This is a genomic window from Pseudomonas sp. LBUM1674, assembly GCF_059695635.1.
The window spans coordinates 6,082,848-6,105,872 of the sequence record NZ_CP166779.1; the positions used below are offsets into that span (position 1 = coordinate 6,082,848).

A 23,025-nucleotide genomic window follows, 5' to 3' on the forward strand; every position below is an offset into this window, starting at 1 on the left:
TCTCGACGCCCTTGGGCTCAGGTGCGCTCGGCCCAGGCCGCGCTGCTGAAAAATTTCATAGTGACCGCATGGATGCTGCCATCGGTGATCCATGGGTTCAAATGGGCATAGATCTGCTGCTGACGCTTCACCGGGCTCAACGCCGCCAGTTCATCGCTAATCACGTTCAGCTGAAAGTTGCAGCCTTCGCCTTCAACTTCTACCAACGTTCCGGGCAGCTTTCCTTCAAGGAAGCTCTTTACTTCGGTGGCCTGCATGCTCAACCTCAATCGGCGCCCTGTGCGCGCGGGTCGGACATCATACAAAAAAGCCCCGCGCCTGCGAACCCCGCGAAGCAGGACTCTGACGGGGGGCTTGTTCATAGATGCTGGTTAGGGTTGCGCCAACAGCTCGGTCAATTCGCTGACCTGAGCGATTTCGCGCATGTCTTCCGGCATCCCACGGATGCTCCACGCCTTGCCGGCCGCCTCTGCATCACGCATGAAGCACAGCAACAGCGACAAGCCGACGCTACTGGATTTCAACACCGCCGTGCAATCGACTACCAATGTAGCCGCCTTGCTGGACTTGATCAGCGCCTGGCCCTGCTTGCGCAGGCCGGGACCGGTGCGGTAGTCCAGCATGCCACTGAGCAGCAGCTCGCCGGCTTCGCTCATGCGAATGGCCGACACACTCATTGAGCTTGCTTCTCGGCAGCTTGTTCGGTGGTTTCCTTGGCTTTGGCGACTTCCCCGGCCCAATTGTCGATGGTCTTGTCCAGGTCGTTGCCATTGCGCTGCATCGCGTCAGTGAACTGATCGCGGAACAGCTTGCCGATGTTGATGCCGTTGATGATCACGTTGCGCACTTTCCACTCGCCGTTGATTTTCTCGAGTGTATAGGACACAGGATAGATCGAACCGCTGCTGCCCTTGACCTGCATGTCGACGCTGGTCCGGGTGCCGCTTTCGTCCTTGGCCGGCGAAACGGTGATGCCCTGGTTGTTGTATTCGAGCAAGGCGTTGCCATAGAACTGCATCAGGCTGCGCTTGAAGTTTTCCTGGAAGCGCTGCATTTGCTCAGGCGTGGCTTTGCGCGAGTACTTCACGGTCATGATGCTGCGCGAGATGCCGTCGGCATCGACCACCGGCCCGACAATACCGTTGAGGGCGTTGTAGAACTCGCTCGGGCTTTGCTTGTATTTTTCTTTGTTGGCAGCCAGGTCGGCCAGCAACCGGGTAGTCGTGTCCTGAATCAGATCGTGCGCCGACGGCGCCGCCACGGCGTTAGCCATCAACGGCAAGGCCGCGAGCAATATCAACAGGCCACGTCGCAAGGTAGAAATCATTCAAAACTCCTCATTTGGCTTCTTTGCTAACGGTATTGAGCAGGAATTTACCGATCAGGTCCTCGAGCACCAGCGACGACTGGGTGTCGTGGATGGTTCCACCCTCCTTGAGCAAGCCTTCTTCGCCGCCCACGCTGATACCGATGTACTTCTCGCCCAACAGGCCAGCGGTCAGGATAGATGCAGTGGAGTCAGTCGGCAGATTATCCACCGTCTTCTCCAGCTGCATGGTCACTCTCCCGGTGAAACTGTCGCGGTCCAGATCGATCGCCGTAACCTTGCCGATGGTCACACCGGCCATGGTCACTTTAGCTCTGACCGTCAAACCGGCGATATTGTCGAAATAGGCATAAAGTTTATACGTATCGGTCGTTGCGCTCGGGGACAGGCCACTCACCCGCAACGCCAGCAACAGCAAAGCCAGGATGCCAGCCAGCAAGAAAAGGCCGACACCGATTTCCAGGGTGCGGTTTTGCATCAGAAATCTCCAAACATCAAGGCGGTCAGAATAAAGTCCAGGCCGAGCACTGCCAAAGAGGCATACACCACGGTCTTGGTAGTGGCACGACTGATCCCCTCGGAAGTGGGCTCGCAGTCGTAGCCTTGGAATACGGCGATCCAGGTCACGACAAAGGCGAAGACGATGCTTTTGATAATGCCGTTGAGCACATCGTCGGCAAAGGTCACGCTGTTCTGCATGTTCGACCAGTAGGAGCCTTCATAGACACCCAGCCAGTCGACGGCCACCCACGAACCACCCCAGATTCCCACCACGCTGAAAATCATCGCCAGCACCGGCAGGGAAATGAAGCCGGCCCACAGGCGCGGGGCAATGATGTACTTGAGCGGGTCGACACCAATCATTTCCAGACTGGACAACTGCTCGGTGGACTTCATGTTGCCGATTTCGGCCGTCAATGCCGAACCGGCGCGCCCGGCGAACAGCAATGCCGTGACCACGGGCCCCAGTTCGCGCAACAGCGTCAGCGCAACCATCTGGCCGACCGCCTGCTCCGAACCGTAGCTGGATAGAATATTGAAGCCTTGCAGCGCCAGCACCATGCCGATGAATACCCCGGAGACCACGATGATCACCAGGGACATCACGCCGACCGAATGCAGTTGCTTGATCAGCAAGCCAAAACCGCCGCCAATGCCGCCACGGCCAAGCAAGGCATGAAACAGGAATATTGCTGAACGGCCGAACACCCCCAGCACGTCAATGCCAGAGTGACCGAACCGGCGCACCCGTTCTATTAGTGAAATCTTGCGCATCAACGCTTCCCCAGAAGATCTGCGCGGTAATCCGTCGCTGGAAAGTGATAGGCGACCGGACCGTCGGGCTCGCCTGTCATGAATTGACGGATGCGTGGTTCCTGCGAGTTCATCAGCTCCTCGGGAGTACCCTGCCCCAACACCTGGCCTTCGCCGACGACATAGATGTAATCGGCGATGCTCGCGGTCTCGGCCAGGTCGTGGGAGACCACGATACTGGTGATGCCCAGCGCATCGTTGAGCAGGCGGATCAGGCGCACCAGCACGCCCATGGCGATCGGGTCCTGACCGACAAAGGGCTCGTCGTACATGAGGATCTGCGGATCGAGGGCAATCGCCCGGGCCAGCGCGACGCGGCGCTTCATGCCGCCGGACAGTTCGTCAGGCATCAGGTCGATGGCGCCACGCAAGCCCACGGCCTGCAATTTGAGCAGGACGATGTCCCGGATCATTTCTTCCGGAAGCTCGGTATGAACCCGTAGCGGAAAGGCGACGTTCTCGAACACGTCGAGATCGGTGAACAGCGCGCCGCTCTGAAACAGCACGCCCATGTGCTTGCGAGCGTCGAACAGGTCGCTGCGCGACAGCTTCGGCAGGTTCTGGCCATTGACCCAGACTTCACCCTTGGTCGGGCGCAATTGGGCGCCCATCAGCCGTAGCAGCGTGGTCTTGCCACACCCGGAAGGCCCCATGATGCCGGTGACCTTGCCGCGTGGTATACGGATATCGACGTTATTGAAAATGCTGCGCGCACCGCGCTTGAAGGTCAGTCCCTTCAGCTCGACCGCGTAGGCGTTATCGGCACTCATCTAAACTCCTTGCGATGCAGCCTCTCACTCGGACGCCTGACTTTCTTGCGAAAGCACATACCTCCCCGGGCAGGGCCGAACTGGCGGCGAACTATATCACTGCAAAGGCCAAGCGCCCAAGGCCCACGCCGGCTCATGTTCGGCAACATGGCAGGGCAAAAGCGTGTATTTGGAGGGATTAAGTAACAGGGAGTGACAAAGCGCGACGAACTTGCGTGAGGGTTTCGATCATTACCGTTATAATCGCCGCCTTTTCATCAGGCTATACGATTTCCGACATGAGCCAATCCAGCGACCTGATTCAGTCTGCACAACGCACCATCCGCCTCGAACTGGAAGCCGTCACAGGCTTGTTGCCCCGTATCGACGCGGATTTCGTACGCGCTTGCGAGATGATTCTGGCCAGCAAGGGCCGCGTGGTCGTGGTCGGCATGGGCAAATCAGGGCACATCGGCAACAAGATTGCCGCCACCCTGGCCAGCACCGGCACCACGGCTTTTTTCGTGCACCCGGCCGAAGCCAGCCACGGCGACATGGGCATGATCACCCGCGATGACATCATCCTGGCATTGTCGAACTCCGGTTCGACCAATGAAATCGTGACCCTGCTGCCACTGATCAAGCGCCTGGGCATCCAGCTGATCAGCATGACCGGCAACCCCGACTCGCCGCTGGCCAAGGCTGCCGAGGTCAACCTCAACGTGCACGTCGAACACGAAGCCTGCCCGTTGAACCTGGCACCGACGTCGTCGACCACCGCGGCCCTGGTCATGGGCGACGCCCTGGCCGTTGCGCTGCTCGAAGCCCGTGGGTTTACCGCTGAAGATTTCGCCTTTTCCCACCCCGGCGGCGCCCTTGGCCGACGCCTGCTGCTGAAAGTGGAAAACGTCATGCACGCCGGGCAGGAATTGCCGCAGGTCCAGCGCGGCACCCTGCTCAAGGACGCGCTGATGGAAATGACCCGCAAAGGCCTGGGCATGACGGTGATCCTGGAAGCCGATGGTAAACTCGCCGGGATCTTCACCGACGGCGATTTGCGCCGCACCCTGGACCGCGCCATCGACATCCATCACGCCACCATCGACCAGGTCATGACCGTTCATGGCAAGACGGCTCGCGCTGAAATGCTGGCCGCCGAAGCCCTGAAAATCATGGAAGACCATCGAATCAACGCACTGGTGGTGGTGGACAAGGAGGACCGTCCGATCGGCGCCTTCAACCTGTCCGATCTGCTGCGTGCAGGAGTAATGTAATGACGACCGATCTGCTGGAACGCGGCAAGAACATCAAGCTGGCGGTATTCGACGTCGACGGCGTACTGACCGACGGACGCCTGTACTTCCTGGAAGACGGCAGCGAATTCAAGACCTTCAACACCCTCGACGGCCAGGGCATCAAGATGCTGATGGCAGCCGGCGTGCAGACCGCCATCATCAGCGGGCGCAAGACCCCGGTGGTCGAGCGACGGGCGAAGAACCTCGGCATTCCACATCTGTACCAGGGTCGCGAAGACAAACTGGTGGTGCTCGACGAGCTTCTCGCCAAACTCGACCTAAGCTATGAACAGGTCGCCTACCTCGGCGACGACTTGCCGGACCTGCCGGTCATTCGCCGCGTCGGCCTGGGCATGGCGGTGGCCAGTGCCGCCAGCTTCGTGCGTGAACACGCCCACGGCATCACCCAGGCCCGTGGTGGCGAAGGTGCCGCTCGCGAATTCTGCGAATTGATCCTGCGCGCCCAGGACCGCCTCGATGCGGCCAATGCCGCGTACCTGTGAGCCCACTATGCTGAGCAAAAAGATTCGCAAATTCCTGGTGTTCGGGTGCATCGCAGCCATTTTCGCGGCGGTCGGCTACTGGAACATCAGTCCGGAGCGTTTCCTCGACAAGCCGGTCGTCAAGGTCGATGAAACCAGGATCGACTGGTACGCGACCAACACCCATAGCGTGCAGTACCTGCCAGATGGCAAATTGCAGTACGACATGACGTCCGACAAGGTCGAACACCTCAAGGCCAGTGACGTGACGCTGGTCAGCAAACCGGACTTGAACATGTTCCGCGGCACCGAGTTTCCGTGGCATGTGCAGAGCGAACGCGGCGAAGTCAATTCCGGCGGAACCGAAGTCGAACTGATCGACTCGGTACGTATCGCCCGAACCGACGAAAAAAAACGCACGACCATTATCACCAGCAGTCGCATGACCGTGTTCCCGCAGCAGCAATATGCGCAGACCGAGCAACCCGTTAGAATCGACGGCGCTGGTGGCGTGTCGACCGGCACGGGCATGAAAGCGTATTTGAAAGAAAGCAGGATACACCTGCTATCGAACGTAAGAGGACAGTATGAGGCTCGTTAAAACCCTCCCTATTTTGCTCAGTCTGGGCGCAGCACTGGGAAGCGTGAGCGCCTGGGCTCTGCCGGACGATAGAAACCAGCCTATCCGCATTCAGGCCGACGACGCCCAACTGGACGACAAGCAAGGCATCGCCACCTACAAAGGCGATGTGATCATCACCCAGGGCACGATGAAGGTCACCGGCAACACCGTGACCATCACCCGCACCGCTTCCGGCGACGTCGACGTGGTGACCTCGGTGGGCAACCTGGCCTACTTCGAGCAGATGCAAACGGCCGGCGACTCCAAGCCGGTTCAGGGTTACGGCGTCACTATCCAGTACCATGCTTCGCAAGACCGCGTGGTACTAATCGATCGCGCCAAAGTCATCGACAAGGACGGCAACGTCACCCAAGGCGAAAAAATCGTTTACGACACGGTCAAAAAGCTGGCTAACGCGGGCCGCGCCACCGGCACCAAAGTCACCGAAGAACGCCCGCGCATCGACATGGTGATCCAGCCGAAAAAGAAATCCGACGAGCAAAAGGCCCAGTAATGGCAACTCTGAAAGCTCAGCATCTGGCCAAGAGCTACAAGAGCCGCCAGGTCGTGCGCGACGTCAGCCTGTCCATCGACAGCGGTCAGATCGTCGGCTTGCTTGGCCCTAACGGTGCCGGCAAAACCACCTGTTTCTATATGATTGTTGGCCTGGTACAGGCCGATCAGGGCCGCGTACTGATCGACGACCTGGACGTCAGCCACCAGCCGATGCACGGTCGCGCGAAAGCCGGTATCGGCTATCTTCCGCAGGAAGCGTCGATCTTCCGCAAACTCTCGGTAGCCGATAACATCCTGGCGATCCTCGAGACCCGCAAGGAACTCGACAAGGCCGGTCGTCGCAAGGAACTGGAAAGCCTGCTGCAGGAATTCCACATCCACCACATCCGCGACAACCTCGGCATGAGCCTGTCCGGCGGTGAACGCCGCCGCGTGGAAATCGCCCGGGCACTGGCCACCAACCCGAAATTCATCCTCCTTGACGAACCTTTTGCCGGCGTGGACCCGATTTCGGTGGGCGACATCAAACAGATCATCCATCACCTCAAGGCCAAAGGCATTGGTGTGCTGATCACGGACCACAACGTCCGCGAAACCCTGGATATCTGCGAAACCGCCTACATTGTCAACGATGGCCAACTGATCGCCGAAGGCGACTCTGCCACCATCCTGGCCAATGAACTGGTCAAGGAAGTGTATCTGGGCCATGAGTTCCGCCTGTAAACGCTGAAGTGTGTCCTGCCTGTCGCTCCAGCGCTTGTCTCGATAAAAAATCAACACTTTTTTATTGTTACAGCGCTCTAGGCAAACGCTAAAGTTTCGGGCATATAATTTGCTTATGTTTGGCGCTCCGGCGCCCTGTAGTGGATGGCGCATGTGCGCCGGCGAATAAGGTGCTAAGCCCCTGCCATGAAACCATCGCTAGTCTTGAGAATGGGCCAGCAGCTGACGATGACACCGCAGCTGCAACAGGCCATCCGCCTGCTCCAATTGTCGACCCTGGACCTGCAACAGGAAATCCAGGAGGCCCTGGAGTCCAATCCGATGCTCGAACGCCAGGAAGAAGGCGACGACTTCGATAACGCCGACCCCTTGGCCGACAAAGCCGAACAGCTACCCAACGCCGACGTATCGGAACCCTCCTACCAGGAAACCGCCCCGACGGTGGATAACCTTGAGGAAGGTGACTGGAACGAGCGCATTCCCAACGAACTGCCCGTCGATACCGCGTGGGAGGACGTTTACCAGACCAGCGCCAGCAGCCTGCCGAGCAACGATGACGACGAGTGGGACTTCACCACCCGTACATCGGCCGGTGAAAGCCTGCAAAGCCATCTGCTCTGGCAACTGAACCTGGCACCGATGTCCGACACCGATCGCCTGATTGCCGTGACCCTGATCGACTGCATCAACAATCAGGGTTACCTGGACGAAACCCTCGAGGAAATTCTCGAAGCCTTCGATCCGGAACTGGACATCGAACTCGACGAAATAGAAGCCGTCCTGCATCGCATCCAGCAATTCGAACCCGCCGGCATCGGCGCCCGCAACCTGGGCGAATGCCTGTTGCTGCAATTGCGCCAGTTGCCCGCCAAGACCCCTTGGCTGGCCGAGGCCAAGCGCCTGGTCAGCGATTACATCGACCTGCTGGGCAGCCGCGACTACAGCCAGCTGATGCGCCGCATGAAGCTCAAGGAAGATGAGCTGCGCCAGGTGATCGAACTGGTGCAAAGCCTCAACCCGCGGCCTGGCTCGCAGATCGAGTCCAGTGAAGCCGAATACGTCGTCCCCGATGTCATCGTGCGCAAGGACAACGAGCGCTGGCTGGTGGAGCTGAATCAGGAATCGGTGCCTCGGCTGCGGGTCAACGCCCAGTACGCCGGCTTCGTGCGCCGCGCCGACACCAGTGCCGACAACACCTTCATGCGCAATCAGTTGCAAGAGGCCCGCTGGTTCATCAAGAGCCTGCAGAGCCGCAACGAAACCCTGATGAAGGTGGCCACCCAGATCGTCGAGCATCAGCGCGGCTTCCTGGAGTACGGCGACGAAGCCATGAAACCGCTGGTGCTGCATGACATCGCCGAAGCGGTCGGCATGCACGAGTCGACGATTTCCCGGGTGACCACGCAGAAATTCATGCACACCCCTCGGGGCATCTATGAACTCAAGTACTTTTTCTCCAGTCACGTCAGCACCTCCGAAGGCGGTGAATGCTCGTCCACGGCGATCCGCGCGATCATCAAAAAACTGGTTGCAGCGGAAAATCAGAAAAAGCCGTTGAGTGACAGCAAGATCGCTGGTTTACTGGAGGCACAAGGCATTCAGGTGGCTCGCCGCACCGTCGCCAAGTACCGCGAATCCCTCGGGATCGCGCCTTCGAGCGAACGCAAGCGGTTGATGTAGAGCCACGCCACAGCGTTCCAGTGGCAGGCATTTCTGCCTGCCGCTTTATGCACTGGCAACGAAGGAGAAGCTGTATGCAAGTCAACATCAGTGGACACCAACTGGAAGTGACCGAACCTCTTCGCACCTACATCGGCGAAAAACTCGACCGATTGGAGAGGCATTTCGACAAGATCACCAACGTGCAGGTCACGATGACGGTCGAAAAGCTGAAGCAGAAAATCGAAGCCACGCTGCATATTCCCGGCAGTGAAGTGGTCGCCAACGCCGAGCATGACGACATGTACGCGGCGATCGACTCACTCACCGACAAGCTGGATCGCCAACTTAAAAAGCATAAGGAAAAGACCCAGAGCCTCCTCCAGGGCGCGACCGGTCGTTAACACTCCCAACCCATGATCCGACTTGAAAACATCCTGACCCCCGGCCGTTCCCTCGTGAACGTGCCGGGCGGCAGTAAAAAGAAAGCCCTCGAACAAATTGCCAACCTCATCCATCGCGAAGTGCCGGATCTGGAGATGCAAGCTGTCTTCGAGGCGTTGATTGCCCGTGAAAAACTCGGCTCGACCGGTTTTGGCAACGGCATCGCCATTCCCCACTGTCGCCTGAAGGGCTGCACCTCACCCATCAGCGCCTTGATGCACCTCGACGCACCCATTGATTTCGACGCCATCGATGGCGCCCCGGTTGACTTGCTGTTCGTTCTGCTGGTCCCGGAAGCGGCTACCGATGCGCACCTGGAGCTGCTGCGCCAGATCGCCAGCATGCTCGATCGCAAGGAGGTGCGGCAAAAACTGCGCAGCGCCCCGAGCAATGAAGCTTTGTATCAGGTTGTCCTGGACGAGCAAAACGGTCAGTAATCATGCGCTTGATCATCGTCAGTGGCCGCTCCGGCTCAGGTAAAAGTACCGCGCTCGATGTTCTCGAGGACAACGGCTACTACTGTATCGACAACCTGCCTGCCGGGCTCCTGCCGGAACTGGCCGAGCGCGCACTGATTCACACCGAACTGGCCCAGCCGCTAGTTGCCGTGTCGATCGACGCGCGCAACTTGCCGAGCCACCTGTCGCGTTTCCCCGAGCTGCTGGAAGAAGTCCGCAGCCGGCATATCCAGTGCGATGTCCTGTATCTGGACGCCGACGAAGAAACCTTGCTCAAACGTTTTTCGGAGACCCGCCGGCGTCACCCGCTGAGCAACGCCAACCGTTCACTGGCGGAAGCGATCAGCGATGAAAGCATCCTGCTCGGGCCGATTGCCGACCTCGCCGATCTCAAGGTCAACACCACCAACCTGAACCTGTATCAGTTGCGCGATACCATCAAGCTGCGCCTGCTGAATCAACCGGAACCTGGTACGGCGTTCCTGGTGGAATCCTTCGGCTTCAAGCGTGGCATGCCGGTGGACGCCGACCTGGTGTTCGACGTGCGTTGCCTGCCGAACCCCTACTGGAAACCGGAGTTGCGCGAACAGTCCGGACTCGATAAACCGGTCGCCGACTACCTGGCGGCACAGCCGGACGTCGAAGAAATGTTCCAGGACATTTCTACATACCTGCTCAAGTGGCTGCCGCGCTTTGCGGCCAGCAATCGCGCTTATGTCACCATCGCCATTGGCTGCACCGGCGGGCATCACCGCTCCGTCTACCTGACCGAACGTCTGGGTCAGGCCCTGCAAAAAACCCTGAAGAACGTCCAGGTCCGCCACCGCGACCTCAGCTAAAGGATTCACATCGCGATGCCTGCTCTGGAAATCGAAATCATCAACAAGCTGGGCCTGCATGCCCGCGCTTCTGCAAAATTTGTCGGAGTGGCCGGTCAGTTCAAGGATTGCTCGATCAGGGTAGGACGCACGCCGGAGTCCACGGTCGATGGCAAAAGCATCATGGCCATGATGATGCTGGCTGCCGGCAAGGGCACCCGGATTCATTTGAGTACCGAAGGCGAGCAGGAGCAGGAAGCGCTGGATGCGCTGGTAGCGTTGATCAATAACTACTTTGACGAAGGCGAGTGACAGTCAAAAGATCGCAGCCTCGTTGCACTCGACAGCTCCTACAGGAGGTCTAAGGCCTTCGCCGATCCTTGTAGGAGCTGTCGAGTGCAACGAGGCTGCGATCTCTTGATCTTATTTCAAGCCAAAGCAGTATCCATCACCATCATCAAACAAAACCCAACCAACAACCCAAGACTGGCCAACTTGTCGTGACCATGGCGTCGCGATTCGGGTATCACTTCATGGGTCACCACCAACAGCATCGCCCCCGCCGCCAACGCCAACCCCAAAGGCAGCAGCATCTCGGCCAGGCTGACCAACCAGGCGCATAACAGCGCGAAGACGCTCGAACAACACCTGGGCCAGGGCCAATGCCTGCAAATAAGCCTCGCGGGCATCGACCAGCTCGCCCAGCATGAAACAGCGATTTGCTCTTTCGATCGTGCGTTTCCAGTGCTCCATGATGAGCCTCCAAAGCGCTGGCGGTGATTACACGCCGCCTGCGGTGAGTTTTTCCGGGTCAAGCAACACCTCAAGCTGGCTGCGTGTGAGGTTGGTGTGTTCCAGGGCGACATCGATCACCGGACGACCTTGCAGATAGGCCTTCTTGGCGATTTCAGCGGCTTTTTGGTAACCAATGATCGGGTTGAGTGCAGTGACCAGAATAGGGTTGCGCGACAGCGCTTCCTTGATCCGGGCCTCGTTGACCTTGAAACTGGCGATGGCTTTGTCACCCAGCAGACGGCTGGAGTTGGCCAGCAACTCGATGCTGCTCAACAGGTTCTGGGCGATGATCGGCAACATCACGTTCAGTTCGAAATTACCCGACTGACCGGCAATGGTGATGACCGTGTCGTTGCCGATGACTTGTGCGGCAACCATGGCGGTGGCTTCCGGGATCACCGGATTGACCTTGCCCGGCATGATCGAAGAACCCGGCTGCAAGGCTTCGAGCTCGATTTCACCGAGACCGGCGAGTGGACCGGAGTTCATCCAGCGCAGGTCGTTGGCGATTTTCATCAGAGAGACCGCGGTGGCTTTAAGCTGCCCGGACACTGCAACGGCGGTGTCCTGGGAGCCGATCAGCGCAAACAGGTCCTTGCCCGGCGTGAACTGCACCTGGGTCAGCTGGGTCAGTTGTTGACTGAAACGCGCCGCAAACTCGGGATGGGCATTGACTCCGGTGCCCACCGCCGTGCCGCCCTGAGCCAGGGCTTGCAGACTCGGCAGCAGATCCTGCAGATGGCCGATGTTGGCCTTGAGTTGCTGCGCCCAACCGTGGAGTACCTGGCTCATGCGCACCGGCATGGCGTCCATCAGGTGCGTGCGCCCGGTTTTGACGTGGTGATGAACCTCCTCGGCCTTGCGCTCGATCACCTGCACCAGATGCAGCAACGCCGGCAGCAATTGCTCATGCAACGCCAGCGCGGCGCTGACATGGATGGTGGTCGGGATGATGTCGTTGCTGCTCTGGCCGCAATTGACGTGATCGTTGGGGTTCACCGGCTCGCCGAGCAGACGGCTGGCCAGGGTCGCGATCACTTCGTTGGCGTTCATGTTGGAACTGGTGCCGGAGCCGGTCTGGAAGATATCCACCGGGAAGTGCTGCATGAAGTCACCCTCGAGCAAGCCTTGGGCCGCATCGACAATGGCTTTGCCCTGGGATTCGCTGATTTGCCCGAGCTCGACGTTGGCCCGGGCGGCAGCCGCCTTGGCCAGGATCAACGCGCGGATGAATTGCACGGGCATCGATTTACCGCTGATCGGGAAGTTATCCACCGCACGCTGGGTCTGTGCGCCGTAGAGCGCGTCTACCGGGACCTGGAGTTCGCCCATGCTGTCGCGCTCAATACGTGTCTTGGTCATCTGAAAATCCTTGCACCAGTTCTATGAGAGGAATCGAGGGTTGCAACTCGCAGGTCGCCAGTTGCCAGGTGTAGCTTTGCCAGCGCTTGAGGCGGCATTTGCACAGAGAGAGGCGTTCCAGTTCGCGTAGCGGACGCCAGGCCTGATCCAGGCAATAGGTCCGCCAGTGCCACGGCAGCGCGACGTCGGCGGCAGTATCGAGCAATAAACGGAAGGAAGTTTCGGCGATGGTCCAGGGTGAGGTTGCCGTGCAACACGCCAGGTATCGGCCTTCGGCCAGGTAATGGTCAATCAGGCGTGGTTCGTCGGGGTCCATCGCGCAACGGATCTGGCGACTCATCCAGCGCCAGCTTTCGAGGTAAGGCTGCTCGTGCAAGGCAGAACTCATGATCCGGGCTCATTCGGTAATGAGATTTATTATTAAATGATAATGATAACCAAAACAACCCCGGCAGTGTACTCAGTCCATTGTGGGAGCGGGCTTGCCCGCGATGAGTCCGGTACATCCAACATATTTGTCGCCTGATACACCGCCATCGCGGGCAAGCCCGCTCCCACAGGGTTCGCGTGAACCCAATAAAAAAAGGCGCGCCACCTGATGGGTGGCGCGCCTTTTTTGTAACGGTCGGGCTTAGCTACCGGCCACCATCATCTTCTCGATCAACACCGACCCGGTGCGAATGTTGCTGCGCAGTTCCAGATCATTACCCACCGCAACGATCTGCTTGAACATGTCGCGCATGTTGCCGGCGATGGTCACTTCCTGGACTGCGAACTGGATCTCGCCGTTTTCGACCCAGTAACCGGCTGCACCACGGGAGTAATCGCCGGTGACCATGTTCAAGCCCTGGCCCATCAGCTCGGTGACCAGCAGGCCACGGCCCATGCGCCGCAGCAAGGCCGCCTGATCCTCGTCGCCATGGGTGACGAACAGGTTATGCACGCCGCCGGCGTTGGCGGTGCTCGGCATACCGAGCTTGCGACCGGAATAGGTGCCAAGGATGTAGGACACCAGCTCGCCTTTTTCGACGAACGGCTTGGCATAGGTCGCCAGGCCATCACCATCGAACGCCGCGCTGCCCAGCGCGCGCATCAAGTGCGGACGCTCATCGATGGTCAGCCATTCCGGGAATAGTTTCTGCCCCAGCGTGCCCTCGAGGAAGGACGATTTGCGGTACAGGCTGCCGCCGGAAATCGCCGAGAGGAAACTGCCGAACAAACCACCGGCCAGCTCCGCGGAAAACAGCACCGGCACTTCGCAGGTTGGCACCGGACGCGCGCCAAGACGGCTCGCCGCCCGTTGCGCGGCATGCTGGCCGATGCTCACCGGGTCGGCCAGCAGGTTGCCCTGACGGTTCACGTCGTACCAGTAATCGCGCTGCATTTGACCGTCGGCCTCGGCGATCATGACGCAGCTGAGGCTGTGGCGAGTCGATGCGTAACCACCGACAAACCCATGGCTGTTGCCGTACACGCGGCAACCCTGGTGGGTGCTGAGGCTGGTACCATCGGCGTTCTTGATCCGGCTGTCGGCGGCAAACGCCGCCGCTTCACAGGTCAAGGCCATCTCGATGGCTTGTTCCGGGGTGATGTCCCACTGGTGGAACAGGTCGAAATCGTGCAGATCCTTGGCCATCAGCGCGGCATCGGCCAGGCCTGCGGCTTCGTCTTCCGAGGTGTGCTTGGCGATGGCCAGCGCGGCGGCAACGGTTTCGCGAATGGCCTCAGGGCCACTGGCCGAGGTACTCGCCGAACCTTTGCGCTGGCCGACATACAGCGTGATGCCAAAACCCTGGTCGCGGTTGAATTCGACGGTTTCGACTTCACGCTGGCGCACGGTCGTGGACAGCCCCTGCTCCAGGGACACCGCCACCTCACAGGCACTGGCGCCCTGGCGCTTGGCTTCAGCGATGATCTGCTCGACTTGTTCTTGCAGTGCCGGCAACGCTTGTGGGCCGACGCTTTCAACTGCACTCATGCTGTTCTCCACTCAAATTCTGCTTTCGGTAAGGCCTTCGAGCGACCGGGCCGGACAAGCGGCCCCCGACTGGTTATCATGGCGGCGTTTCTTTGCGGACGGCCACCATGGTTGATTCTTACGACGACTCCCTCGATACGGGAGAAAAAAGCAAATCCCAGGTAAAACGCGAGCTGCATGCTCTGGTTGACCTCGGCGAGCGCCTTACAACGCTCAAGCCTGACTTGCTGGCAAAACTGCCGTTGACCGACGCTATGCGTCGGGCCCTGGCCGATGCGCCCAAGCACACCGCGAATATCGCGCGTAAACGGCACCTCATGTTCATCGGCAAACTGATGCGCGATCAGGACACTGACGCCATTCTGACTCTGCTCGATCAACTCGATGCCTCCACTCGGCAGTACAACGAACGTTTCCATGGCCTGGAACGCTGGCGCGATCGCTTGATCGCAGGCGACGACGGCGTCCTGGAGAAGTTCGTCCTCGACTACCCGGAGGCTGATCGTCAGCAATTGCGCTCCCTGATCCGTCAGGCCCAGCACGAACTGGCGACCAACAAGCCACCGGCATCGAGCCGTAAAATCTTCAAGTACATCCGTGAGCTGGACGAGACTCAACGCGGCCTGCGCTGAGTCTTCGATCGGGTGAGTTGCTTCGCAGCTCACCCGAAGCTCCATCCCTTACGATCCTGTGCCACCCACAGTGATCGCATCGATTTTCAGCGTTGGCTGGCCGACACCCACTGGTACCGACTGCCCATCCTTGCCACACGTCCCCACGCCGCTGTCCAGCGCCAGGTCGTTACCGACCATCGACACCTTGCTCATGGCTTCCGGCCCGTTGCCGATCAACGTCGCGCCTTTGACCGGGGCGGTAATCTTGCCGTCTTCGATCAGGTACGCCTCACTGGTGGAGAACACGAATTTGCCGCTGGTGATGTCCACCTGGCCGCCGCCGAGGTTGGCGCAGTAGATGCCCCTCTTCACCGAGGCGATGATTTCCGCCGGGTCGCTTTCGCCCGCCAGCATGTAGGTATTGGTCATGCGCGGCATCGGCAGGTGCGAGTAGGATTCGCGACGACCATTACCGGTGCGGGCCACGCCCATCAGGCGCGCGTTGAGCTTGTCCTGCATGTAGCCCTTGAGCACGCCGTTTTCGATCAGCGTGGTGCATTCGGTCGGGGTGCCTTCATCGTCGACGCTCAGCGAGCCACGACGACCGGCCAGCGTGCCATCATCGACGATGGTGCAGAGTTTGGACGCAACCATCTCACCCATGCGCCCGCTGTAGGCGGAGCTGCCCTTGCGGTTGAAATCACCTTCCAGACCATGGCCGACGGCTTCGTGCAGCAGCACGCCGGACCAGCCCGAACCCAGCACCACCGGTAATGTGCCGGCCGGCGCAGGAATGGCTTCAAGATTGACCAGCGCCTGACGCAGCGCTTCACGGGCGTAGCCCATGGCGCGGTCTTCGGCGAGGAAATAACGGTAGTCGGTACGCCCGCCACCGCCATGACCGCCGCGCTCGCGGCGACCGTTCTGCTCGACGATCACGCTGACATTGAAACGCACCAACGGCCGCACATCCGCCGCCAGGCCGCCGTCGGTGGAAGCCACCAGAATGCGTTCCCAGACCCCGGCCATGCTCACGGTGACTTGCTGGATACGCGGGTCGAGGGCGCGGGTCGCGACGTCGATACGCTTGAGTAACTCGACTTTCTCGGCGCGGGTCATCACTTCCAGCGGGTTGTCCGGCCCGTACAACTGGGCAACGTCCTGGGTGGTGAAGGCCTGCACCGTGCCGTTCTGCCCGGCGCGGGAGATCGAACGTGCCGCACGGGCGGCCGCACCCAAGGCTTCCAGGGTGATTGCATTGCTGTAGGCAAAACCGGTTTTTTCACCCGATTGCGCCCGCACGCCGACACCCTGGTCGAGGTTGAAACTGCCTTCCTTGACGATGCCGTCTTCCAGCGCCCAGGACTCGGAAATCTGCCCCTGGAAATACAGGTCGGCCGCATCGATGCCCGGACCGGCCAGGTCGCCGAGCACACCTTGCAGGCTCTCGATCGTTACGCCACCGGGCGCCAGGAGGTGTTCACTGACTGAGGACAACAACTCGCTCATATGCTTTACGCCTTAAATTCGTCGATCCGGGCAGGTCGCTGTGCGCCCTGCGAGAAAAAGCGCCGGTGACTGGACACCGGCATCCGCGCCCTGATGGACGCCTGTTCGCTGCTATCGCGTTCGGCCAGCAGCACGGCCTCGCCTTGATCCTGTTGCGCCAGCACACGCCCCCAAGGGTCGATGATGGCGGCATGGCCCCAGGTTTCCCGCGGCCCCGGATGGGTTCCACCCTGGGCCGCCGCGAGCACATAACATTGGGTCTCGATGGCCCGTGCGCGAATCAGCACATCCCAATGGGCCGCGCCGGTCACCGCGGTAAAGGCCGACGGCGCGGTAATCAACTCCGCGCCGGCAGCACGCAATTCACTGTACAGCTCTGGAAATCGCAAGTCGTAACACACTGTCAGGCCGACTCGACCGACGGGCGTGTCCGCCACCACCACACCACTGCCATAAGCATAGTCATCGGATTCGCGATAACGTCCGCGATTGTCCGCCACATCCACGTCGAACAAATGCAGCTTGTCGTAGCGCGCCACCGTTTCACCCCGGTCGTTCACCAGCAACGAGCAGGCATGCACTTTCGCCGTCGGTTGATCCACCGGCGGCAGCGGCAATGTGCCGGCCACTATCCATAAGTTGAGGTCGCGTGCGGTCTGTTTCAACCATGGCAGGATCGGCCCTTCGCCCGATGCCTCGGCGCGACCGATGTCGGCAACGTCGCGACGGCCCATGGCGGCGAAGTTTTCCGGCAGCACGGCCAGGCGCGCACCACCCGCAGCCGCTTCTTCGAGCAAACGATGGGCCTGGGCCAGGTTGGCCAGCACATCGCTCTGGCTGACCATTTGAATCACCGCTACAGACATGGTTTTTTCCTGATTTGAAATTGACGCATACCTGTAGGAGCTGCCGCAGGCTGCGATCTTTTGATCTTGCAAGAATCAGGATCAAAAGATCGCAGCCTGCGGCAGCTCCTACCGGCCATGCTACTCCATCGGGCCAGGGACATGATTTCAAAAAGGCTTGTCGAAGGTGATTTTCGGATCTTTCCACGGCCCCTTGACGCTGTATTGCACGCTGGCGAAACGCGCCATGTGATCACCGATCAGCTTGTCGATCAGGAACAGCGCCCCGCCAATGGCCGGTGCGCCAACGATCAGCGCAGCTATCGGCAAGTTGTTGGTCACCGGCAAGGTCACCAGCAACTTGGCATCCACCCTGTCCCCTACCAGATCCAGGGTGCCGTTGAGTTCAAGATTGCTCGACGGACCGGTCAACCGGATGGGTTCGCGGGTTACGTACACGCCATTGGTCGCCACCAGCAGGCCTTTGACCCGGTCGTAACTCAGGCCTTTGCCAAACAAGTCGGAGAAGTCCAGGCGCAAACGGCGGCCAATGGAATTGAAATTGAGCAGGCCAAAGACTCGCAACGCCTGCGCACTGCCCTCTACCTCAACGAACTGACCTTTATTCAACGAAGCATCGAGGGTTCCGGAAAAGCGCTTGGTGGCCAACCAGGCGGGTGAGCCGGGCCAGCGACCGTCGACGTCCATATGGAAATTTTCACTGGTGACGCTCGGCGCAAAGCCCCAGCCTTTGAGCACATCGGCGAGGTTCTTGCCGCTGACCCGGCCCTTGAACCAGCTACTGGAGGAACCGGGCGTGCCTTCCCAACCGCCGCTCCCCTGCAACAGAATGCCTTTGAGGCCCAGATCCAGCGTATTGAGGGCAAGGCCCTTGGCGGTCGGACGCACTTTCAGCGACCAGCCACCCACCAGATCCTGCCCCTGGAACAGTTGATTGATGGTGATATCCAGCGCCGGGATTTTCGTCGGGTCTACCGCGGCCAGCGGATCAGGCGAGTTTTCGTCCGTCAGCACCGTCGGATCCGGCGCCGGCAAACGCACGTATTGCAGATTGATCGCAATCGGCGCGGCTTTGGCATCGGGGATGCTGGCGCCGCCCTTGACCTGTTGACTGTCGAGTTGCAAGGCCCACGCGTTCGGTTTGCGGTTCAACTGAACGGAAGCCTGATCGAGGGTGGTACCGACACCGCTGAGCTTGCCGACCTTGAAATCCACGCTGCTGAGCAACTGTTTGGCGTTACCGCCCGGGTCCTGGCCGGCGTAATTGTCCAGCAGATCCTTCCACGGGCGGACATCCAGTTCCGCCAGCGCGCCACGCACTCGCAAGCCTTTGGCACCGGGTAGCACGGCATTGCCGCCACCGAGGATCAACTCACCGCGACCGTCGGCAAAATTGCCGGACGGCGCCGCGAAGGTGAAGTTGGCCAGCTCGCCATGGTTGACCCAATAGCGCCGCTCCGGACCTTGCAGGGTCATACGGAAGGTGGTGTCGCGGCCCACATCGGCCGCCAGGCCGAACGGCGCGGGCAAATCGAGCGCCACGCCCTTGAGACTGGAACTGACCATCAGTTGACTGTTGTCACCCTCAAGGTTCAATTGCAGCTGATAGGGAATCAAGCCGGACACTGGCAGCGGCTGGGTGACGCTCAACCAGTCGGTGAGTTTCTTGACCTCGACCTGGCCCGATGCGGCAACACGGGTCTTGAGGTTGCCCGGGCTGCCATCGGCGAAAATCTGTGCGCTGACCGGTTTGTCGAAAGCTCGAGCGGTGATGTTCTGCCCGCTCAAGCCCTTGGCGCTGTCGAAACGGAAATCGCCCTTGAGCTGGGTCAGTTCCAGGCTCGGCTCGGCCATTTTCAGGCGCGCCTTGGCGGTCTTGAAATCGACGAGGATCTTCGGTTGTTCTCCTTTGGCCAGCGGGATATCCAGTTTCAGCTTGCCCTGCAGATCACCCTCGCCTTCCCAACCGGCAAAGGTCTCGGCGGTGCCGATCGGTGCTTGTTGAAGAATCTTCAGGCCATCGCCCAACCCGCCGGCGAACGCGCCGTCGAGAAACAGGTGGCTGGTTTTTCCGCCCGCTACGTGGGGAATATTGACGTAAATGTCGCGGACCTGGGTGTCGAGCAACTGGCCCTTGCTGGCCAGGATGCGCACACCGCTGTCTTCGACGAACACGTCACCCGTGACCTTGCTGACATGTGGCCAGCCCGGCTGGAAGGCCAGCTCGGCATCGTGCACCTTGAAGAACAGGCTGATGCTGCGATCCGCGTCCGCCGCGCCTTTGTTCAGCGACCCCTGATACTGAAAGAAACCCTGGTCCACTGCACCTTTGAGAATCGCCGTACGCAGCCATTCGTCCAGCGCCGGGCTGAGCATCCGCGGCAAGTACTTGGCGGCGTACTTGCCATCCCCATCCACCAGGCCGACCCGCAGGTCCATGTAGTCTTCCCGGGTGTGATCGAAATGCAGGCGGATCAGGAAATCACCGGCAATCTTGCCCTCTTCGCCCAACACCTTGAGGTAAGGCGCAATCAGGGTGAAACCTTCTTTGTCGAGCTTCCAGTTCAAGGTTGCGTTGGCCTGGATGTATTGCCAGGGCTTGGCGAAGATCGGGTCCAGGTGCAGGGAAAAATCCTTGCTGTCCATGCGCAACTCACCGCGCCCAAGGTCACCGCTGATGCTACCGGTGACATTACGCGCCGCCGGAGCGCCGTGATAGGCGTCGAAGCCGACCCGGTCCAGGTTGGCGGCAAAGCTGAACTTGCTGTCGTCGGTGGCGTTGGGCCGGAAATCGATCAGTACATTGCGCAAACCTCCGGTCACCTTCAGCTGCTCCACCGCCGTGGAAATCCCCTGGGGCAGAGGCCCCAAAGCATTCAGCAGGGGCGTGAGCGCGGTGAGGTCGAGACGGTCGGCCTGTAGATGCCAGAGCTCTTCACTCTTGTCGGTGGCCACGCTCCCCTTGAGTTGCAAACGCGATTCCCAGCGCGTCTCGCCAAGGTTCATGGCCAGTGAATCCAGGCTCGCGAGGACGCCTTCGGCACTGCGCTGGAAATAACCGTTGAGCGCCAGATTGTTGATCTGGATCGGCTTGCGCTCGGCGTAGGCGCCCTTGAGTTGCGGCGCATTCAAACGGATTGCGGCGCTTTGCAGGGCGCCCTTGTTCCAGTTCAGCCACAGCTCGCCACCCGCCTTGATCTCGGAGAAATTCCACTGCTGGGTCAGGCGCTCCGGCAGCCATTTCGCCCAGTCGCTTTGCGGCAGGCTCAGGTAGGCATCCGCCTCGCCGTCCTTCCACTGGCTGGCGCGAATACGGGTACGCAGACTCATGGCCACCGGTTGACCATCAGGCAGGGTCAGGCGGGCGTCGAGTCGCTGGCGGGAGGCGCCGGTTTTCAGACTCAAGCCGACGTAAGTCAGGGTCAGCGGTGGCTGACCCAGTGGCTGCAAGGTCACCTGGCTGTCGAGTACCGACAGCTGCTGGACCATTTGCAGGCGATTGAGCAGCTGCTGCGGATCAAGCGGCTGATCCTGCTGTACCGGCAGACCTTCCAGCGCCCAGTGACCGTCTTCGCTTTCCTTGAGGCTGATCTTCAGGCCGTTGAGTTCCAGGTGAGCGATGCGCACCTCCTGTGCCAGCAGGCTGGCCCAGAGATCCGGTACCGCGCGCACCTGATCCAGGCGCAGGGCATTGGCGCCCTCGCCGACCATCACATCGTGAGCGAGCAGAACCGGCGCGAAACCGCTCCAGTTGCCTTCCAGTTCGCCGATATGCAGCGGCATGCCCAAGGCCGCACCGGCCTTTGTTTCGACTTCGGCGCGGTATTCAGCCACCAGAGGTGTCAACTCCCGGCCGAGACTGACGTAAAGTGCCATCAGCACCAGCACCAACGCGCACAGGCCCAGACCCCAGCGGGTCAGTGCGGCCAGTATGCGTGTCAGACGCTCCATGTCAGTTGGCTCCCGTGTTAAAGACATTACAAAAAGCTGAGGCCAGCTGTTCTAGTGAGGTTGAAACACGACGATTCAGAGCAGCACCACGTCGTATTGTTCCTGCGAATACATGGTTTCCACCTGGAACCGAATGGTGCGTCCGATAAAACCTTCCAGCTCGGCCACATTGCCCGACTCCTCATCGAGCAAACGGTCGACGACTTTCTGGTTCGCCAATACACGATACCCTTCCGCCTGATAAGCGCGAGCTTCACGGAGGATTTCGCGGAAGATTTCGTAGCAAACGGTTTCCGGGGTCTTCAGCTTGCCGCGGCCCTGGCAACTGCTGCAGGGTTCGCACAGCACTTGCTCCAGACTTTCGCGGGTACGCTTGCGGGTCATCTGCACCAGGCCCAACTCGGTGATGCCGATGATGTTGGTCTTGGCGTGATCGCGCTCCAGTTGTTTCTCCAGGGTGCGCAGCACTTGGCGCTGATGCTCTTCATCTTCCATGTCGATGAAGTCGATGATGATGATCCCGCCCAGATTGCGCAGGCGCAGCTGACGGGCGATAGCGGTGGCGGCTTCGAGGTTGGTCTTGAAGATGGTTTCTTCGAGGTTGCGATGACCGACGAAGGCCCCGGTGTTGACGTCGATGGTACTCATGGCTTCAGCCGGATCCACCACCAGATAGCCGCCGGACTTGAGCGGGACTTTACGCTCGAGGGCTTTCTGGATTTCGTCTTCGACGCCGTACAGGTCGAAGATCGGCCGCTCGCCAGGGTAATGCTCCAGGCGATCGGCGATTTCCGGCATCAGCTCGGCGACGAATTGCGTGGTTTTCTGAAAGGTCTCGCGGGAATCGATGCGGATCTTCTCGATCTTCGGGCTGACCAGGTCACGCAAGGTGCGCAGCGCCAGGCCGAGGTCTTCGTAAATCACACTCGGCGCGCTGATGGTCTTGATCTGGTCGTTGATCTGATCCCAGAGCCTGCGCAGGTAGCGGATATCCATGAGGATTTCATCGGCGCCGGCCCCTTCGGCGGCGGTACGCAGGATAAAACCGCCGGCTTCCTTGATGCCTTCCTTGGCCACGCAATCGGTGACCACTTGCTTGAGGCGCTCGCGCTCGGCTTCGTCTTCGATCTTCAGCGAAATGCCAACATGGGCAGTGCGCGGCATGTACACCAGGTAGCGCGATGGAATCGACAGCTGAGTGGTCAGGCGAGCACCTTTGGAACCGATCGGGTCCTTGGTGACTTGCACCACCAGGCTCTGACCCTCATGGACCAGCGCACTGATGCTCTCGACCGTCGGGCCTTCACGCAGGGAAATTTCCGAAGCGTGAATGAACGCGGCGCGGTCCAGGCCGATGTCGACGAAAGCCGCCTGCATGCCGGGCAATACCCGCACGACTTTACCTTTGTAAATGTTGCCGACGATGCCGCGCTTTTGCGTGCGTTCGACGTGAACCTCTTGCAGGACACCGTTTTCAACCACCGCCACGCGCGATTCCATCGGCGTGATGTTGATCAGGATCTCTTCACTCATGGCAGGGTCT

The 23,025-nt window shown here is 60.0% G+C and carries 24 protein-coding genes and 1 pseudogene; 11 read left to right on the forward strand and 14 right to left on the reverse strand.

Annotation, left to right across the window (positions count from 1 at the left end):
- Positions 1-17 precede the first annotated feature (17 nt).
- The 6 genes from ACA067_RS27915 to ACA067_RS27940 all read right to left on the reverse strand — a co-directional run bounded on the left by ACA067_RS27915 (position 18) and on the right by ACA067_RS27940 (position 3,411).
- Positions 18-257 (reverse strand): BolA family protein, encoded by a 240-nt coding sequence (locus ACA067_RS27915; RefSeq protein WP_128872996.1) that lies wholly within the window; start codon positions 255-257, stop codon positions 18-20.
- 114 nt (positions 258-371) lie between these two features.
- Positions 372-677 (reverse strand): STAS domain-containing protein, encoded by a 306-nt coding sequence (locus tag ACA067_RS27920; RefSeq protein WP_497459436.1) that lies wholly within the window; start codon positions 675-677, stop codon positions 372-374.
- Positions 674-1,327, reverse strand: a complete 654-nt coding sequence (locus tag ACA067_RS27925) for an MlaC/ttg2D family ABC transporter substrate-binding protein (protein ID WP_497459437.1) — start codon at positions 1,325-1,327, stop codon at positions 674-676. The genes ACA067_RS27920 and ACA067_RS27925 overlap by 4 nt, the downstream gene beginning before the upstream one ends.
- A 10-nt stretch (positions 1,328-1,337) precedes the next feature.
- The gene (gene mlaD / locus ACA067_RS27930; RefSeq protein WP_064679710.1) at positions 1,338-1,805 is read right to left on the reverse strand and encodes an outer membrane lipid asymmetry maintenance protein MlaD; all 468 of its coding nucleotides are present in this window, start codon (positions 1,803-1,805) and stop codon (positions 1,338-1,340) included.
- On the reverse strand, positions 1,805-2,602 hold the full coding sequence (gene mlaE / locus ACA067_RS27935) for a lipid asymmetry maintenance ABC transporter permease subunit MlaE (protein ID WP_008150745.1): 798 nt from the start codon (positions 2,600-2,602) through the stop codon (positions 1,805-1,807). The genes mlaD and mlaE overlap by 1 nt, the downstream gene beginning before the upstream one ends.
- Positions 2,602-3,411 carry an ATP-binding cassette domain-containing protein gene (locus ACA067_RS27940; protein WP_028623782.1) on the reverse strand — a complete coding sequence of 270 codons (810 nt, stop codon included), beginning with the start codon at positions 3,409-3,411 and terminating at the stop codon, positions 2,602-2,604. The genes mlaE and ACA067_RS27940 overlap by 1 nt, the downstream gene beginning before the upstream one ends.
- A 278-nt stretch (positions 3,412-3,689) precedes the next feature.
- Between ACA067_RS27940 and ACA067_RS27945 the strand changes: the two genes are divergently transcribed.
- From ACA067_RS27945 to ACA067_RS27990, 10 genes are all read left to right on the forward strand, one after another.
- Positions 3,690-4,664, forward strand: coding sequence for a KpsF/GutQ family sugar-phosphate isomerase (locus ACA067_RS27945; protein WP_128873002.1), 975 nt, complete (start codon positions 3,690-3,692; stop codon positions 4,662-4,664).
- Complete coding sequence (locus ACA067_RS27950; protein WP_497459438.1) at positions 4,664-5,188, forward strand: KdsC family phosphatase; 525 nt, start codon at positions 4,664-4,666, stop codon at positions 5,186-5,188. Before ACA067_RS27945 ends, ACA067_RS27950 begins: the two co-directional genes overlap by 1 nt.
- A gap of 7 nt (positions 5,189-5,195) precedes the next feature.
- A complete protein-coding gene (lptC, locus tag ACA067_RS27955) occupies positions 5,196-5,768 on the forward strand; it encodes an LPS export ABC transporter periplasmic protein LptC (RefSeq protein WP_497459439.1) in 573 nt (190 codons plus the stop codon).
- Complete coding sequence (gene lptA / locus ACA067_RS27960) at positions 5,755-6,303, forward strand: lipopolysaccharide transport periplasmic protein LptA (protein ID WP_497453978.1); 549 nt, start codon at positions 5,755-5,757, stop codon at positions 6,301-6,303. Before lptC ends, lptA begins: the two co-directional genes overlap by 14 nt.
- Positions 6,303-7,028, forward strand: a complete 726-nt coding sequence (lptB, locus tag ACA067_RS27965; protein WP_128873006.1) for an LPS export ABC transporter ATP-binding protein — start codon at positions 6,303-6,305, stop codon at positions 7,026-7,028. Before lptA ends, lptB begins: the two co-directional genes overlap by 1 nt.
- Positions 7,029-7,214: 186 nt before the next feature.
- Positions 7,215-8,708: an RNA polymerase factor sigma-54 gene (locus ACA067_RS27970; RefSeq protein ID WP_401356199.1), complete on the forward strand. Its 1,494-nt coding sequence runs from the start codon at positions 7,215-7,217 to the stop codon at positions 8,706-8,708.
- Positions 8,709-8,782: 74 nt separating this feature from the next.
- On the forward strand, positions 8,783-9,091 hold the full coding sequence (gene hpf, locus ACA067_RS27975) for a ribosome hibernation-promoting factor, HPF/YfiA family (protein ID WP_497459440.1): 309 nt from the start codon (positions 8,783-8,785) through the stop codon (positions 9,089-9,091).
- Positions 9,092-9,103: 12 nt separating this feature from the next.
- A complete protein-coding gene (ptsN, locus tag ACA067_RS27980) occupies positions 9,104-9,568 on the forward strand; it encodes a PTS IIA-like nitrogen regulatory protein PtsN (protein WP_497459441.1) in 465 nt (154 codons plus the stop codon).
- 2 nt (positions 9,569-9,570) lie between these two features.
- Entirely contained in the window at positions 9,571-10,428 is an 858-nt protein-coding gene (gene rapZ, locus ACA067_RS27985) for an RNase adapter RapZ (protein ID WP_497459442.1), read from the forward strand.
- A gap of 15 nt (positions 10,429-10,443) precedes the next feature.
- Positions 10,444-10,719 (forward strand): HPr family phosphocarrier protein, encoded by a 276-nt coding sequence (locus ACA067_RS27990; RefSeq protein ID WP_497459443.1) that lies wholly within the window; start codon positions 10,444-10,446, stop codon positions 10,717-10,719.
- A gap of 116 nt (positions 10,720-10,835) precedes the next feature.
- Here the strand turns inward: ACA067_RS27990 and ACA067_RS27995 are convergent.
- The 4 genes and pseudogenes from ACA067_RS27995 to pmbA all read right to left on the reverse strand — a co-directional run.
- A pseudogene (locus ACA067_RS27995) lies at positions 10,836-11,042 on the reverse strand (ZIP family metal transporter); the annotation flags it as partial.
- 145 nt (positions 11,043-11,187) lie between these two features.
- Positions 11,188-12,564: a class II fumarate hydratase gene (locus ACA067_RS28000; RefSeq protein ID WP_497459444.1), complete on the reverse strand. Its 1,377-nt coding sequence runs from the start codon at positions 12,562-12,564 to the stop codon at positions 11,188-11,190.
- Positions 12,545-12,952 (reverse strand): FagA protein, encoded by a 408-nt coding sequence (locus tag ACA067_RS28005; protein WP_154977184.1) that lies wholly within the window; start codon positions 12,950-12,952, stop codon positions 12,545-12,547. Before ACA067_RS28005 ends, ACA067_RS28000 begins: the two co-directional genes overlap by 20 nt.
- 243 nt (positions 12,953-13,195) lie before the next feature.
- On the reverse strand, positions 13,196-14,542 hold the full coding sequence (gene pmbA / locus ACA067_RS28010) for a metalloprotease PmbA (protein WP_128873016.1): 1,347 nt from the start codon (positions 14,540-14,542) through the stop codon (positions 13,196-13,198).
- A gap of 107 nt (positions 14,543-14,649) precedes the next feature.
- On the opposite strand from pmbA, the gene yjgA reads away from it, so the two are divergent.
- Positions 14,650-15,174, forward strand: coding sequence for a ribosome biogenesis factor YjgA (gene yjgA, locus ACA067_RS28015; RefSeq protein ID WP_064679728.1), 525 nt, complete (start codon positions 14,650-14,652; stop codon positions 15,172-15,174).
- A gap of 48 nt (positions 15,175-15,222) precedes the next feature.
- Here yjgA and tldD read toward each other — a convergent pair whose 3' ends face one another.
- From tldD to rng, 4 genes are all read right to left on the reverse strand, one after another.
- The gene (tldD, locus tag ACA067_RS28020; protein ID WP_497459445.1) at positions 15,223-16,665 is read right to left on the reverse strand and encodes a metalloprotease TldD; all 1,443 of its coding nucleotides are present in this window, start codon (positions 16,663-16,665) and stop codon (positions 15,223-15,225) included.
- Positions 16,666-16,670: 5 nt separating this feature from the next.
- Positions 16,671-17,531 carry a carbon-nitrogen hydrolase family protein gene (locus tag ACA067_RS28025; protein WP_497459446.1) on the reverse strand — a complete coding sequence of 287 codons (861 nt, stop codon included), beginning with the start codon at positions 17,529-17,531 and terminating at the stop codon, positions 16,671-16,673.
- Between the two features lie 147 nt (positions 17,532-17,678).
- Entirely contained in the window at positions 17,679-21,482 is a 3,804-nt protein-coding gene (locus ACA067_RS28030) for a YhdP family protein (protein WP_497459447.1), read from the reverse strand.
- Between the two features lie 75 nt (positions 21,483-21,557).
- Positions 21,558-23,015: a ribonuclease G gene (gene rng / locus ACA067_RS28035; RefSeq protein ID WP_497459448.1), complete on the reverse strand. Its 1,458-nt coding sequence runs from the start codon at positions 23,013-23,015 to the stop codon at positions 21,558-21,560.
- Positions 23,016-23,025 lie beyond the last annotated feature (10 nt).